Below are 13,056 nucleotides of genomic sequence, written 5' to 3'. Positions count from 1 at the left end.
GTGCCTCCTAGCGGCGGACCACCCGGCGCGGCTTGGTCAGCTTGGCCTTGGCGAAGGCCGCCAGCGACTTCGAGCGGTAGTCGCGGCCCAGCATCGTGGCGAGCCAGTAGCCGAGCAGGGTGCCCACGATGGCGAAGCCGCTGTAGAGCCAGACCTGCGAGAAGAAGTTCCCGGCGCCCCCGGAGAACGGGCTGTCGCCGCTGACGAACGGGCCGACCAGGATGGTCAGCAGCATGCCGCCGATCGCCGCGGCCGCCAGCTCGGGCAGCCAGCTGCTCGGTGGCACCCGCTGCGACCGGAAGAAGGTGACGGTCGCCAGCACCAGCCCGATCACGGCGAACATGACGATGGAGACCCTGTTCTGAGCCGTGTCGTCCTCGTTGAACCCGATGCGGATCACCACTCGCGCGATCACGTTGATCGCGAACAGAGCCGCGGCCAACGAAGCGATCTGCACCCAACGCTGCCTCATTGCGTCCTCCCCGGACGTGCTACGGCTTCGCGCCGCAGATGAATCTAGGCTCGGGATCGTAGCGCCAGGTGAACTTCTCGCGCTCGACCTCTCGGCCATCCTTGCGGATGACGCGCCATGCGTCCTGGGTGAAACCTGGGAGTCCGCTGGAAGCGATGCACTTCGGGCCCGGCTCGCGGTAGACGGTGGGCGGCGAGGTGATGTTGCGGCGCGGGCTGCGTACGGTCTTGACGCTGTCGTAGACCTTGGTGCTCCACATCGACACCGTCACCGACTTGCTGGTGTACGAGGTGTCGATCAGGATCCCGTACGGCGTGGTGTTCTTGAACTTCAGATCGAGGGTCGGATAGAAGATCGTCGACTCGATCACCGCGGGATAGCGGGAGAAGTAGAACGAGTGCGGCTTGTGCTCGACGTCCTCGAGCCCCGCGTAGTAGGCGGCGTTGAACAACGTGGTGGTGAACTGCGAGGCCCCGCCGCCGACCCCGGGCTCCAGCTTGCCGCCCACGATGACCGGTGCGTCCTTGTAGCCGGCCGCGTACGTCCGCTCGCCGGTGTGCTTGTTCAGTGAGAAGGTCTCGCCCGGCTGGACCACGGCGCCGTCGACGGCCCGGGCGATCGTCATGATGTTCTGGCTGCGCGGGGACTTGCGGCCACCGGTGAAGTAGGTGGTGAAGGTCGAGACCTTCTCCTTGACGCCGAGCTGGGCCAGGTCGCTCTCGGTGGTGGCGCCCTCCTGCCGGGACAGCTCAGCCTCGACAGTGCGGGGCGCCGGGTCGGGCAGCACAGCGAGCACGGCCGGCCCGAGCTTGGCCAGGTCGACCAGGTCGCCGGGCGTACCAGCGACGATCTTCGGCTTGCCGCCGGCGACGGTGATCGTCGCCTGCTCCGGCTCCCGCTCGACCGCCGCGAACGCCTTCGCCGCCGCGGCGTGCAGCTTGGGGCCGTCGATCGCCGGGGTCAGCCGGCCGTCGTCGTCGGCCCGGAAGACCAGGCCCTTGGCGATCGCCTTCGGGCTCAGCGTCAGCGACTTGTCCCCCACCGTCACGGTGACCGGCGCGGCGACGGCCGGGACGGCCAGGTCCGCGACCAGCGCGTCGACCTGCTCCCGGGTGGTCGCCGGCGGCCGGGGCACGAGCGTGATCGTGGCGATGCCGCCGACCAGCCAGGACTGCCGGACCGCGGCCGCGGCGGCCGCCACGTCCAGGCCCTGCCCGGCAGCCGGGTAGGTGGGCTTCGGGACCAGTCCCGCGTACGTGATGCCGGGTTTCTTTCCGGTGATCTTCTTCGGGTCGAGGCGCTCGCGCAGCGCCTTCTCCAGCTTCGCCTCGTCCAGCTCGATCACCGGCGGCACGCTGCGGGTGCCGGTCAGCCGGGGACTGCCCTTGATCGCCTTGCCGACGCTCAGGTCGACGTTCAGCCGCAGCGCGAGGTCGGCGGCCGCCAGCGAGAACCGCTCCCCGGCCAGGTCGATCGCGACGGGGGCACCGATGCGCGGGGCCACCGCGTCAGTCAGCGCCCGTTCGGCCTCGGTGCGGGACTTGCCGCCGAGCTCGACACCGAGGATCTCGGTGCCCCGGGGGACGTCACCGCCGTACACCCAGGCGGCCGCGCCGGCCGCGGCGATGAGCACGGCGGCCACGGTGCCGACCGCGACGATCCGCTTGCGGTTGACCGGGCCGTCCGCCGGTGGCGCGGCCGGCGGGGACACCGTCGCGGAGGCCTGACCGGTGGGGGTCTCAGAGGCGAACACGGCGCAAGTGTGCAGGCCGCGGGCCGGCACCGACAACCAACACGAGTGGTCGTCACTGCTTTGTGACAGGCGGCCTCTTCAAGATCAAACGGTACGTGTAGACCGCGAAGGTCAGGCTGCCGACCAGGATCATCACCAGCGCGACCCAGTCCTCGCCACTGATCAGATAGTCGCCCTCGGTGGTCCGCATGCCCGCCGCGAAGAACATGATCAGTGTCCAGACCGCCCACGGCACCGCCAGCGCCCAGCGCCGGCCCACCGTGGTCACGGCGAACCAGCAGAGCGCCAGATTGGCCAGCACGGCCGCCGGGACGGCGACACCGATCGGCACCCCACCGAGCCGCAACGGCGACAGGAAGATCTCCAGCGCCGCGGTCAGCACGGTGGCCAGCACAGCGAGGAGCACTCCGGCGATCCGGAAGGTCAGCTCCAGCGCCCTACCGGGCGGAGCGGGCGGCGGCGGGTCGGCTGTCGGGGAGACCGAGGGCGCTTCGAGCGTCATCGCCCCACCACGTTGCTGAAAAGGTCGTCCTCCCACTTGTGCGGGCCACTCACCTCGCCACGCTCGCCCTTGACCAGGGTGAAGTACTCCACGCCCATGAACTCGCCGCCGAAGTCGCCGGCGATGCCGTACAGCCAGGAGTTGTCCGGGATCTGGGTGGCGTGCGCGCGCATCGCGGCCACCTTCTGCTCGTAGAAGTCGGTGCCGTCGATCCGGGCGGCGATCTCGTCGTCCGGATGGCCGAACGGGAAGTCCTCGACGTTCTCCACGTCGGCGAACGGGTTGTCGTCCATCCCCTTGAACGCCTCCATGCCGCCCTCGAGCACGCTGCGGGGCATGGCGGTCCAGTAGATCTTCTCCGGGGCGAAACCTTCGGCCTCGGCCAGCTCGGCGGCCCGCATCGCGACCCGGTGGGCCTGGATGTGGTCCGGGTGGCCGTAGAAGCCGTTCTCGTCGTAGGTGATCAGCACCTGCGGGCGTACCTCCCGCATGACCTCCAGGCACTGCCGGGCCGCCTCCTCCAGGTCGGCCTGCCAGAACGCCCGGGGATGGTTGTTGGTCTCCAGCCCCATCATCCCGGAGTCGCGGTAGCGGCCCGCGCCGCCGAGGAAGCGGTGGTCGGTGACGCCGAGGGCGGCACAGGCCCGTTCCAGCTCGACGATGCGCCAGCCACCGAGCTGGTCGGCCTGGCGCGCCTCCAGCTGCGCCAGCGCGGGCACGTGGATCTCGCCCTCCTCACCCAGCGTGCAGGTCACCAGGGTCACCTGGGCGCCCTCGGCGGCATACCGGGCCATGGTGGCGCCGGTGCCGGTGACCTCGTCGTCGGGATGGGCATGCACGAGCATCAGGCGGCGTGCGGGCAGCGCGTTCGTCACGCGCGCCACTCTACGCGCGAGCGCCCGGCGGCCTCGCGTGTGCGGTTTGCCGGGCGCGAGGGGCGGGTGATCAGCGATGCTGGTCAGCGTGGAGTATCCCGAACTCGCGGACCGCACCGGCCGGTTCCGCTTCGGCGCCCCGCACGCCTTGACGGTCGGTGACGACGGCGCGCGGGTGGCCTTCCTGCGCTCCGCCGGCCCGTACGACCCCGCGCCGGCGTTGTGGGTGCTCAACGTGGCCACCGCCGCCCTCACCGAGGTGACGCCGGGGCCGGTCGACTCGTACGCCGGGTCGGCATCGCTCGACATGCTGGCCTGGGCCCACGACGGGCAGCTGTCCTCCAGCACCGCGGGCCCGATCGCCACCGCCGCCGCGGTGCACGACCCGCGGCCGGACCCGACCGGGCAGCACATCGGGTACGTGACGACGGACGGCAGCCTGCGCGTGGTCACGGACGGCAACGACGAACTGCTGGCCGGGGAGCCCGGCAGCGGCGTGACCTGGGGCGTGGCCGGGCCGGTGGCCAAGGAGTTCGGGCGCGACCGTGGCTGGTGGTGGGCCCCGGACGGGACCCGGATCCTGGCCGTACGCGGCGCCGGCCCGTCGAACAGCCTGCACCTGCTCGACCTGTACGGCGGCTGGGTCGACGTGCACTGGGACCGCGAGACGTACCCGTACCTGGTCGACGTGCACTGGCACGGCCCCGGCAACGCGCTGATCACCGTGCTGCGCCGAACCCAGCAGCACGGCCTGGTGCTGTCCGTCGATCCGCGCACCGGGGAGACCCAGGTGCACGCCGAGCTGGCGGACGCGCGGTGGGTGGAGCCCGTACCCGGAACTCCCCGGCAGCTGCCCGACGGCCGGGTCCTGGTCGGCGGTGAGCTGGCGCACGACGGCTTCGACGCCCGCTGCCTGTTCGCCGACGGCAGCCTGATCACCCCGCCCGGCCTCTACGTCCGGCGGGTCGCCGGGGTGCTGCCGCGCCCCGCCGGCGGCCCCGAGCTGATCATCGAGGGCACCGACGGCGAGCCCTCCGAGCAGCACGTCTTCGCGGTCCGCACCGCGCTGGGCGGCGGCAGCGCGAGCGCCCGCCGGCTCAGCACCACCCCCGGCTGGCACACCGCCGCGGTCGGCGGCGACGTGCTGGTCCTGGACCTGACGGTCGTCCGCGGCGCCGCGGACGTGGCGACACTGCCGTCGCTGGCCGAACCGCTGCCGTACCACCCGGAGCCGCTCCTGCAGCGGGTGACCGACCGCCGGCTGCCGGCCGCGGTGCTGTATCCCACCGGCCACGTCACCGGAACCCGCCTGCCGGTCCTGCTCGACCTGGGCGCGGGACCGGGCCACCAGCACGTCGTGGCCGACGCGGCCGCCTGGCAGGACCGGCAGTGGTGGGCCGACGCCGGCTTCGTCGTGGTCAGCGTCGACTCCCGGGGTACGCCCGGAGTGGCGCCCAGCTTCGAGAAGGTGGTCTACCGGCGGCTCGCCGACGTGGCCCTCACCGACCAGATCGACGCGCTGCACGCCCTCACCGGCAAACACCCCGACCTCGACCTGACCCGGGTAGCGGTCCGCGGCACCGGCCTCGGCGGCTGGCTCGCGGCGCTGGCCCTGACCCGCCGGCCCGACCTGTTCCGCTGCGGCGTCGCCCGCGACCCGGTCACCGACTGGACCGCACTGCCGCCCGCGTACGCCGAGCGCTACCTGGGCAGCCGCACCGACAACTCCGATGTCTACGACCACCACAGCGTCACCCCGCCGGCGACGCTCCTGATCTCCCCCGACGGGGACCTGTCCGCAGAACTCGCATTCGTGACCCGGGAGTGTGCATGACGTCAGCCCTGATCGGCCGCAGCCTGCCCATGGAAGCCCTGGCGACGACCGAGTCCGACTACCTCCAGCTCGGCGAGACGTCGGCGCGCACGGAGCTGTGGGACGGCGGCGTGCTGACGTGTCCCAGAGACACGCCGCGACACCAGCTGATCCTGAACGCCCTGGCCAACGCGTTGCGGGCGAACCGCACGGACCTGAACGTGATCTCCGGCGTACCGGTGCGCCTGGGCCCGGGCCGGATCGCGGTCCCGGACCTGATCATCGCGGGCACGATCGACCTGGACCAGCCGCTGGTGGAGGCCCAGTCGGTCCGCCTGGTCTGCGAGATCACCTCCCCGGCGAGCGCGACGGTGGACTGGACGCTCAAGATGCACGCGTACGCCCAGGCCCGGATCCCGTGCTACCTGGTGGCCGAGCCGGAACGCGGGCTGCTGCACAGCAACATGCTGTCGGCCCAGGGCTACGTGGAACAGTCGGTGATGCAGCTTGTCCGCGTCACCGGCCTCGATCTCTGACCGGTCTGATCATGGGCCCGATGTGGGAAACTCAGGCCATGACGTCCGCCATCATGGGCCAGGGAACGCCGGTGACAGAGGAGGAGTTCTTCGCGCTCGGTGAGACATCCAAGCGCATTGAACTCTTCGACGGGAGCTTGTTCGTGACCCCCGCCCCGACTCCCCGGCACCAGGTGATCTCCCGCAGGCTGGCCAATCTGCTGGATCAAGGAGCCCTGGACGCGAACTTGACCGTGATGGAAGCGGTCAATGTGCGGCTGCAACCAGGTCGAATCCCAATTCCCGACGTTGTCGTCACGGCCGAGGTCGACTTGGATGTGTTGATCGTCGACGCTGAGGACGTTCTGCTGGTCTGCGAGATCGTTTCGCCGTCCAACGCCTCGGCCGACAAGGTGCTGAAGATGCACTACTACGCGGCTGCGGGAATTCCCTGGTACCTGCTCGTCGAGCAGGAGACGCAGGCTCTTCACCTCTACGAGCTGGCCGGCGGCAACTATCGGGAACATTCCGTGACCAAGCCCGGCGATGTCCTGCACCTGACCGACCCGGTCGTGGCGACCATCGCGCCTGAAGATCTGCTGCCACGCCGCCGTTCTTAAAGCCGGACAAGGGTTGTCAGGTTTTGCCGACAGCCTCGGCGGTATGACGAAGCAATCACTGACCGGAAAGGTCGCTCTCGTGGCCGGCGCCACCCGGGGTGCCGGGCGGCAGATCGCCGTTCAGCTCGGCGCCGCCGGCGCCACGGTCTACGCCACCGGCCGCAGTACGCGCACCCAGCGGTCCGAGATGAACCGGCCCGAGACCATCGAGGAGACCGCCGAGCTTGTCACGGCCGCCGGCGGCACCGGTATCGCGGTGCCCGTCGACCATCTGGTCCCGGAGCAGGTCGAGGCCCTCGTACAACGCATCGACACCGAGCAGGGCCGGCTGGATGTGCTGGTCAACGACGTGTGGGGCGGCGATCCGCTGGCCACCTGGCACAAGCCGGTCTGGGAGCAGCCGCTGGACCCGGGGCTGCGGCTGCTCCGGCTGGCGGTCGACACGCACATCATCACCAGCCACTTCGCGCTACCACTGCTGATCCGTACGCCGGGCGGCCTGGTCGTGGAGATGGGTGACGGCACCACCGCCTACAACACGGTGAACTACCGGTTGTCGGTCTTCTACGACCTGGCCAAGTGGTCGGTGAACCGGCTCGCTTTCGCCTGGTCGCAGGAGCTGGCCGAGCACGGCGCGACCGCGGTGGCGCTGACCCCGGGCTGGCTGCGGTCGGAGATGATGCTCGACATCTACGGCGTCACCGAGGAGAACTGGCACGAGGCCACCCAGCGTGAGCCGCACTTCGCCATCTCGGAAACCCCGGCCTTTGTCGGGCGCGCGGTTGTGGCGCTGGCCGCCGACGAGGACCGGGCCCGGTGGAACGGCCGTTCGGTGTCCAGCGGCGAGCTGGCCCAGGTGTACGGCTTCACCGACCTCGACGGCAGCCGGCCGGACGCGTGGCGTTACCTGGTCGAGGTGCAGGATCCCGGCAAGCCCGCCGACGTGACCGGCTACCGGTAGAGCGAGCGCGTCCGCTCCGCGGCCGCGGCTACCCGGGAGCGCAGCTCCGGCGGGTCGATCACTTCCACCTCCGGGCCGAGGCTCAAAACGTACGTGTAAGCCACGTCCGGCGACTCGACCGGCAACCGGGTCCTGACCCAGCCGTCCGGGTCCGGCTCGCCGGCTGCCTGCTCGGCCTCCTGGCGGGCGATGGGCTCGACCACGTACCGCAGCAGCCGCCGGCCGTGCGGGCTGAGCCGGACCGTGATGGTCTCGCGCAGCATCTGCCGGACGAAGTCCGCGGCCCGGTCCGCCCAGAACGACGGCAGGTCGAAGTCCGGATCCCGCTCGAAGGTGTCCCCGGCCGGCTCCGCCGCGACGACCCGGTCGGCGCGGTAGACCCGCAGGTCGGCGCCGACCTTTCCGACGAGGTACCAGACGCCGTTCTTAAGGACCAGACCGTACGGCGCGACGGTACGGGTCACCTCGTCACGGCTGCGGTACCGCAGGGTCAGGACCTGGTCGTGCCAGACCGCCCGGGCCAGGTCGGCCAGCAGCGGCGGCGGATCGGTGTCGCCGAACCAGCCCGGTGCGTCCAGGTGGAACCGCTGGCCGGCGCTCTGCGAGGCGTCCCGCAGCACCGGCGGCAGGGCGGCGAGCACTTTGCGCCGTACCGTCCGGACCGGCTCGGCCAGGCCCATGTCCCGCGCCGGACCGGGAAGCCCGGCCAGGAACAATGCCTCGGCCTCGGCCGGGCTCAGCCCGGTCAGCCGGGTGCGGTAGCCGCCGACCAGGCGGTATCCGCCGGTGCGGCCCTGCTCGGCGTAGACCGGCACGCCGGCCGCCGACAACGCCAGCACGTCGCGGTACACGGTCCGCTCCGAGACCTCCAGCTCGGCGGCCAACTCGGCCGCGGTCAGCATGCCGCGCGACTGCAGCAGCAGCACGAGGTTGATCAGCCGGGCAGCACGCACGGACCGATTCTGCACCCGGCACCGCGGCGCCGGGGCGGCTCAGGCGGCGGCGAGCTGGTTCCGGCCGGCCCGTTTGGCCGTGTAGAGGTGGGCGTCCGCGCGGTCGTAGAGGTCGCGGCCGCGTTCGCCGCTGTGGCAGGCGGCCAGGCCCATGCTCAGCGTCACCGTCAGGCCGGGCGCGATCGTGCTCCAGTCCCGGGCCAGGATCACCCGGCGGATGCGTTCGGCGATCTGCCGGGCCTCGTCCTCACCGGTGGTCAGGAACATGGCGAACTCGTCCCCGCCGAAGCGGATGGCCACCTCGTCGTGCCGGCAGTGGGCGCGCAGCACCGCCGCGATCTCGCCCAGCACCCGGTCACCGACGCCGTGCGAGAACCGGTCGTTGATGTCCTTGAAGCGGTCCACGTCGATCAGCAGCAGGGAGCCGCCGTCCGCGGCCGTGTCGATCCGGCGGTCGAACATCCGGCGGTTGCCCAGCCCGGTCAGCGCATCGGAGGTGGCGGCCAGGTCGGCGGTCGTGCGCGCCGCCTCCAGCTCCACCCGGCGGTACGCCTGCCGCAGCATCGTGCGCCGGTCCAGCCGCAGCTGCCACAGCGCCTCGACGTGGCTGCGCAACGACTCGAGCGCCGCCTGCGTCGCGTCGCCGGGGAACTCCTGCACGGCAGTGATGGCCAGCTCGTACTGGAACAGCAATCGCTGCGATCGCAGGACGGACAGTTCCAGGGCTGCCCGGAACTCGCGGCGGGCGGCCCGCCACTGACCGGTGGCCCGCAGAGCCAGCCCGTGCGCGAGGTGCAGCAGGCGGGCCTCGTGCTGCTGCCCGGCCTCCCGCATCTCCAGCAGCAGCTCGTCGACCAGCGCGAACGCTTCCGCGATCCGGCCGCTCTTGGCGTGACAGACCGCGAGCAAGGCCGCCCCGACCGGCGAGTCGATGCCCTGGCCGACCCAGTACTGCAGCACGGCCCCGCTCTTGTCGACCAGCGCGGCCGACTCCTCGGTCCGGCCCACCTGCTCCAGCCGCAGCGCCCACTCCAGCCATGTCTCGGCGTGGGTCAGCTCGGCGGCGGACCGGTACAGGTCGTCCGGCGACTCGAACGACTCCACGCACAGGCGCATGGCGTGGTCCGCCAGCTCGAAGAGCTCCGCGCCCCGGGCGTGGATCAGCACCTCGGCGGTGTCGGCCATGATCTTGGCGTCGGTGGCCCGCGGGCCACTCAGCTCGGCCGGATCGCTGACCAGCTCCTCGGCGATGGCCAGGGCCTCGTCGAGGCGGCCGAGGGCGCTCAGGGCGTACATCCGGCCCAGCCGGCTGACCCGGTAGGTGCGGCGGTCGCCGAGCAGCAGCGTGACCGCTTCCGCCTCGTCGGCGGCCAGCAAAGTCTCCGTGTGGTGGCCCCGGATGGTCAGGTCGTGCACGTGCAGGGCGAGGCCGGCGAAGGGACCGTACGGCGAGACCAGCACCGGCAGGCGGTTCATCGTCGTTCCCCGTTCCCCATGGCCCTATGGTCGGCCGATCCGCCCCCGATGTGAGGGGTCCGCGCCGGGCCGGGCAGAGAATGTCGGAGGGTTCGCCTAGGGTCTCGGGCATGAGCGTGGATCACTTCGACGAGGCCGGCACGGCGGTCCAGGCCGCTCTCGACGCCGGCGCCCGATACGCGGACGCACGGGTGATGCTGCGGCGCACCGAGACCATGAGCGCCCGTGACGGCGACGTCGAGGACCTCAGCTCCGACGAGAGCGCGGGCATCGGCGTGCGGGCGCTGGTCGGGTCGAGCTGGGGCTTCTACGCCGTACCCGACCTGTCCGACGCCGCCGCCCGCGCGGCCGGCCGCCGGGCCGCCGAGATCGCCGCCGCCAGTGCTCTGGTGCCCGGCCCGGCGATCGACCTGGTCCCGACCGGCGCCGGCACGGCCAGCTGGGCCAGCCAGTGCGAGATCGACCCGCTCTCGGTGCCGCTGTCGGTCAAGGGTGACCTGCTCGTCGCGGCCACCGCGGCGGCCCGTGACGCGGGCGCCGACCTGGCTGAGGGCATCTACCAGATCTGGGACACCCGCAAGTGGTTCGCCTCCAGCGACGGTCACCGCATCGACCAGCACATCCGCGAGTGCGGCGCGGGCATCACCGCGAGCGCGTACGGCGACGGCGAGATCCAGCGCCGGTCCTGGCCCTCGCACCGCGGGCAGTACGGCACCCGCGGCTGGGAGCTGGTCGACGAGCTGGCCCTGACCGACAACGCCGCCCGGATGGCCGATGAGGCGCGGGCGCTGCTGACCGCCCCGCTCTGCCCGTCCGGCGAGACCACCCTGATCCTCGGCGGCGAGCAGCTCGCCCTGCAGATCCACGAGTCGGTGGGGCACGCCATCGAGCTCGACCGCATCCTCGGCTGGGAGGCGGCTTTCGCCGGCACCTCCTGGCTCGACCTGGACCAGCTCGGCACCCTGCGGTACGGCTCCGACCTGATGAACATCACCATCGACCCGACGATCCCGGGCGCGCTGGGCAGCTTCGGCTACGACGACGAGGGCTCACCCGCGGTCAAGCGCGACGCCGTCCGCAACGGCCGCTGGGTGGGCGTGCTGGCCGGACGCGACTCCGCCGCGATGGCCGGGCTGGACTACGCCGGCAGCGTCCGCTCCGACGGCTGGGCGCGGCTGCCGATGGTGCGGATGACCAACGTCGGCCTGGAGCCGGGCCCGCACACCCTCGACGAGATCATCGCGGCGACCGACGACGGCGTGCTGATGGACATCAACCGGTCCTGGTCGATCGACGACCGCCGGCTCAACTTCCAGTTCGGCTGCGAGATCGGGTACGAGGTGAAGAACGGCAAGCGCGGGCGGATGCTGCGCAACCCGACGTACACGGGGATCGGCCCGAAGTTCTGGCAGTCGATGGACATGCTGTCCTCCGAGTCGGTCGCCTGGGGCACGCCGAACTGCGGCAAGGGCCAGCCCGGTCAGATCGGGCACACCGGCCACCCGGCCGCCCCGGCCCGCTTCACCGGCGTGCGCGTGGGGGTGCGGGGATGAGTGCCGAGCTTGATCTCGCGGCCCGGGTCGTCGAGCTGACCCGGCGGCTGGCCGGCCCCGGCGCCGAGGCCGAGGTGGTCGCGGCCCACTCCGCCGAGGCCCTGACCCGCTTCGCGAACTCGGCGATCCACCAGAACGTCGCCGACGCCACCACAACCGTGCGCCTGCGCCTGCACCTCGACGGCCGCACAGCCGGCGGCTCCACGACGGTGACCGACGCCGAGGGCCTGCAGTCGCTGGTCGAACGCACGATCGCCGCTTCCCGTCTGTCCCCGCCCGACCAGGCCTGGACCGGTCTCACCCCGCCCACGCCGCTGCGGGAGTCTCCCGCCTTCGACGAGGCCACCGCCGCCGCGGGCCCGCACGAGCGCGCCGCCCGCGTCCGCGACTTCGTCCGGGCCGCTGACGGGCTGGAGACGGCCGGCTTCTGCCGCACGACGTATGCCTCGGGTGGTTTCGCCAACACCGCCGGCCAAGCTGTCGAGGGCCGGGCCGCCGAGGCGGCGATGGACGGCATCGCTCGCCTCGCCGGAGCGGACGGCGTGGCCCGCCGCGCGAGCAGCCGCCTGACCGACCTGGACGGCACCGCGCTGGGCACCCGTGCAGCGGCGAAGGCCCGCGCGGGCGGCCGCCCGATCGAGCTGCCCCCGGGCCGCTACGAGGTCGTCCTGGAGCCGACCGCGGTGGCCGACATCCTCGACAACCTGGCCACCTTCGGCTTCAACGGCAAGTCGTTCGCGCAGCACCAGTCCTTCGCGGAGCTGGGCGCCCAGCAGTTCGACCAGGCGGTGACCATCCTCGACGAGCCACTGGGCGCGACCCTGCCGTTCGACCAGGAAGGCACGCCGCGCGACACCCTGATCCTGGTCGACGAGGGCACCACCACGGCGGTCAGCCACGACCGCACGTCAGCGGCCGAGGCCGGTTCGACCTCCACCGGTCACGCCGGTGCGGCATCCCGCTCCTGGGGCCCGATCGCCTCCAACCTGCGCCTGGCCTCCGGGCCGGGCGGTGCCGCCTCCTCCCCGGAGACCGGCGAAGGCCCGACGGCGGCTTCGGCTCGCGCCCTGGTCAGCGGCATGCGGCGGGGTCTGCTGATCACCGACTTCTGGTACACCCGGGTGCTGGACCAGAAGAGCCTGGTCATCACCGGCCTGACCCGCAACGGCGTCTGGCTGGTGCAAGACGGCGAGGTGACGGCGGCGGTGGGGAACATGCGGTTCACCCAGTCCTATCCGCAGGCGCTGGGGCCGGGAGCGGTGCTGGGAGTGGGGGCCGAGGGGGTGGCGCTGCCCGATCGGTGGTCCGGGGTTCGTTACACGGCACCGGCCCTGCACCTGCAGTCCTGGAACCTGACCGGCAACGCCTCCGGCTGACCGGCTCCGGCCGACGGGCTCCGGCTGACGGGCTCCGGCCGACGGGCTCCGGCCGACGGGCTCCGGCCGACGGGCTCCGGCGCGGTTCCCGACGCCGCTGGAACCCGCGGCGGGACGCCGCACCGCGAAGTCCCGCCGTCTCGCTCGCGGATGGACCCGCGCCCGGAAGCTCCACCGGCTCGGCGCC

General features: G+C 72.0%; 12 protein-coding genes. 6 read left to right on the top strand and 6 right to left on the bottom strand.

Features of this window, described 5'->3' with window-relative positions:
* Window positions 1-7: 7 nt before the first annotated feature.
* The 4 genes from ACZ6S4_RS13820 to mshB are packed head-to-tail and all read right to left on the bottom strand — an operon-like array spanning window position 8 to window position 3,572.
* Window positions 8-472 (bottom strand): hypothetical protein, encoded by a 465-nt coding sequence (locus ACZ6S4_RS13820; RefSeq protein ID WP_465475259.1) that lies wholly within the window; start codon window positions 470-472, stop codon window positions 8-10.
* 19 nt (window positions 473-491) lie between these two features.
* Window positions 492-2,225, bottom strand: coding sequence for a VanW family protein (locus ACZ6S4_RS13815; RefSeq protein WP_465475258.1), 1,734 nt, complete (start codon window positions 2,223-2,225; stop codon window positions 492-494).
* Between the two features lie 52 nt (window positions 2,226-2,277).
* Complete coding sequence (locus ACZ6S4_RS13810) at window positions 2,278-2,727, bottom strand: hypothetical protein (RefSeq protein WP_465475257.1); 450 nt, start codon at window positions 2,725-2,727, stop codon at window positions 2,278-2,280.
* Window positions 2,724-3,572 carry an N-acetyl-1-D-myo-inositol-2-amino-2-deoxy-alpha-D-glucopyranoside deacetylase gene (gene mshB, locus ACZ6S4_RS13805; RefSeq protein ID WP_465475403.1) on the bottom strand — a complete coding sequence of 283 codons (849 nt, stop codon included), beginning with the start codon at window positions 3,570-3,572 and terminating at the stop codon, window positions 2,724-2,726. The genes ACZ6S4_RS13810 and mshB overlap by 4 nt, the downstream gene beginning before the upstream one ends.
* A 106-nt stretch (window positions 3,573-3,678) precedes the next feature.
* Here mshB and ACZ6S4_RS13800 point away from each other — a divergent pair, with 106 nt between their 5' ends.
* The 4 genes from ACZ6S4_RS13800 to ACZ6S4_RS13785 are packed head-to-tail and all read left to right on the top strand — an operon-like array spanning window position 3,679 to window position 7,511.
* Window positions 3,679-5,436, top strand: coding sequence for a prolyl oligopeptidase family serine peptidase (locus ACZ6S4_RS13800; RefSeq protein ID WP_465475256.1), 1,758 nt, complete (start codon window positions 3,679-3,681; stop codon window positions 5,434-5,436).
* Window positions 5,433-5,951 (top strand): Uma2 family endonuclease, encoded by a 519-nt coding sequence (locus tag ACZ6S4_RS13795; protein ID WP_360545169.1) that lies wholly within the window; start codon window positions 5,433-5,435, stop codon window positions 5,949-5,951. The genes ACZ6S4_RS13800 and ACZ6S4_RS13795 overlap by 4 nt, the downstream gene beginning before the upstream one ends.
* 38 nt (window positions 5,952-5,989) lie before the next feature.
* Window positions 5,990-6,550 carry a Uma2 family endonuclease gene (locus tag ACZ6S4_RS13790; RefSeq protein WP_465475255.1) on the top strand — a complete coding sequence of 187 codons (561 nt, stop codon included), beginning with the start codon at window positions 5,990-5,992 and terminating at the stop codon, window positions 6,548-6,550.
* A 43-nt stretch (window positions 6,551-6,593) separates the two neighbouring features.
* On the top strand, window positions 6,594-7,511 hold the full coding sequence (locus ACZ6S4_RS13785; RefSeq protein WP_465475254.1) for an SDR family oxidoreductase: 918 nt from the start codon (window positions 6,594-6,596) through the stop codon (window positions 7,509-7,511).
* Here the strand turns inward: ACZ6S4_RS13785 and ACZ6S4_RS13780 are convergent.
* Together ACZ6S4_RS13780 and ACZ6S4_RS13775 are read right to left on the bottom strand one after the other, a co-directional pair.
* Window positions 7,502-8,464, bottom strand: a complete 963-nt coding sequence (locus tag ACZ6S4_RS13780) for a helix-turn-helix transcriptional regulator (RefSeq protein WP_465475253.1) — start codon at window positions 8,462-8,464, stop codon at window positions 7,502-7,504. The genes ACZ6S4_RS13785 and ACZ6S4_RS13780 overlap by 10 nt on opposite strands.
* A gap of 39 nt (window positions 8,465-8,503) precedes the next feature.
* A complete protein-coding gene (locus ACZ6S4_RS13775; protein WP_465475252.1) occupies window positions 8,504-9,940 on the bottom strand; it encodes a GGDEF domain-containing protein in 1,437 nt (478 codons plus the stop codon).
* A 116-nt stretch (window positions 9,941-10,056) separates the two neighbouring features.
* Between ACZ6S4_RS13775 and ACZ6S4_RS13770 the strand changes: the two genes are divergently transcribed.
* Window positions 10,057-11,493 carry a TldD/PmbA family protein gene (locus tag ACZ6S4_RS13770; protein WP_465475402.1) on the top strand — a complete coding sequence of 479 codons (1,437 nt, stop codon included), beginning with the start codon at window positions 10,057-10,059 and terminating at the stop codon, window positions 11,491-11,493.
* Entirely contained in the window at window positions 11,490-12,869 is a 1,380-nt protein-coding gene (locus ACZ6S4_RS13765) for a TldD/PmbA family protein (RefSeq protein WP_465475251.1), read from the top strand. The genes ACZ6S4_RS13770 and ACZ6S4_RS13765 overlap by 4 nt, the downstream gene beginning before the upstream one ends.
* Window positions 12,870-13,056 lie beyond the last annotated feature (187 nt).

Source organism: Actinoplanes sp. NPDC051405, assembly GCF_055586185.1.
Note: the sequence above shows the minus strand (reverse complement) of the source record. Positions and strands in the feature narration are given on the sequence as shown.

Excerpts from the sequence above, each read along its gene's own strand:
- ACZ6S4_RS13810 (WP_465475257.1), bottom strand. The coding sequence starts at position 2,727 with ATGACGCTCGAAGCGCCCTCGGTCTCCCCGACAGCCGACCCGCCGCCG.
- ACZ6S4_RS13790 (WP_465475255.1), top strand. The coding sequence starts at position 5,990 with ATGACGTCCGCCATCATGGGCCAGGGAACGCCGGTGACAGAGGAGGAG.
- mshB (WP_465475403.1), bottom strand. The coding sequence starts at position 3,572 with ATGCTCGTGCATGCCCATCCCGACGACGAGGTCACCGGCACCGGCGCC.
- ACZ6S4_RS13820 (WP_465475259.1), bottom strand. The coding sequence starts at position 472 with ATGAGGCAGCGTTGGGTGCAGATCGCTTCGTTGGCCGCGGCTCTGTTC.
- ACZ6S4_RS13765 (WP_465475251.1), top strand. The coding sequence starts at position 11,490 with ATGAGTGCCGAGCTTGATCTCGCGGCCCGGGTCGTCGAGCTGACCCGG.
- ACZ6S4_RS13800 (WP_465475256.1), top strand. The coding sequence starts at position 3,679 with ATGCTGGTCAGCGTGGAGTATCCCGAACTCGCGGACCGCACCGGCCGG.
- ACZ6S4_RS13795 (WP_360545169.1), top strand. The coding sequence starts at position 5,433 with ATGACGTCAGCCCTGATCGGCCGCAGCCTGCCCATGGAAGCCCTGGCG.
- ACZ6S4_RS13785 (WP_465475254.1), top strand. The coding sequence starts at position 6,594 with ATGACGAAGCAATCACTGACCGGAAAGGTCGCTCTCGTGGCCGGCGCC.
- ACZ6S4_RS13775 (WP_465475252.1), bottom strand. The coding sequence starts at position 9,940 with ATGAACCGCCTGCCGGTGCTGGTCTCGCCGTACGGTCCCTTCGCCGGC.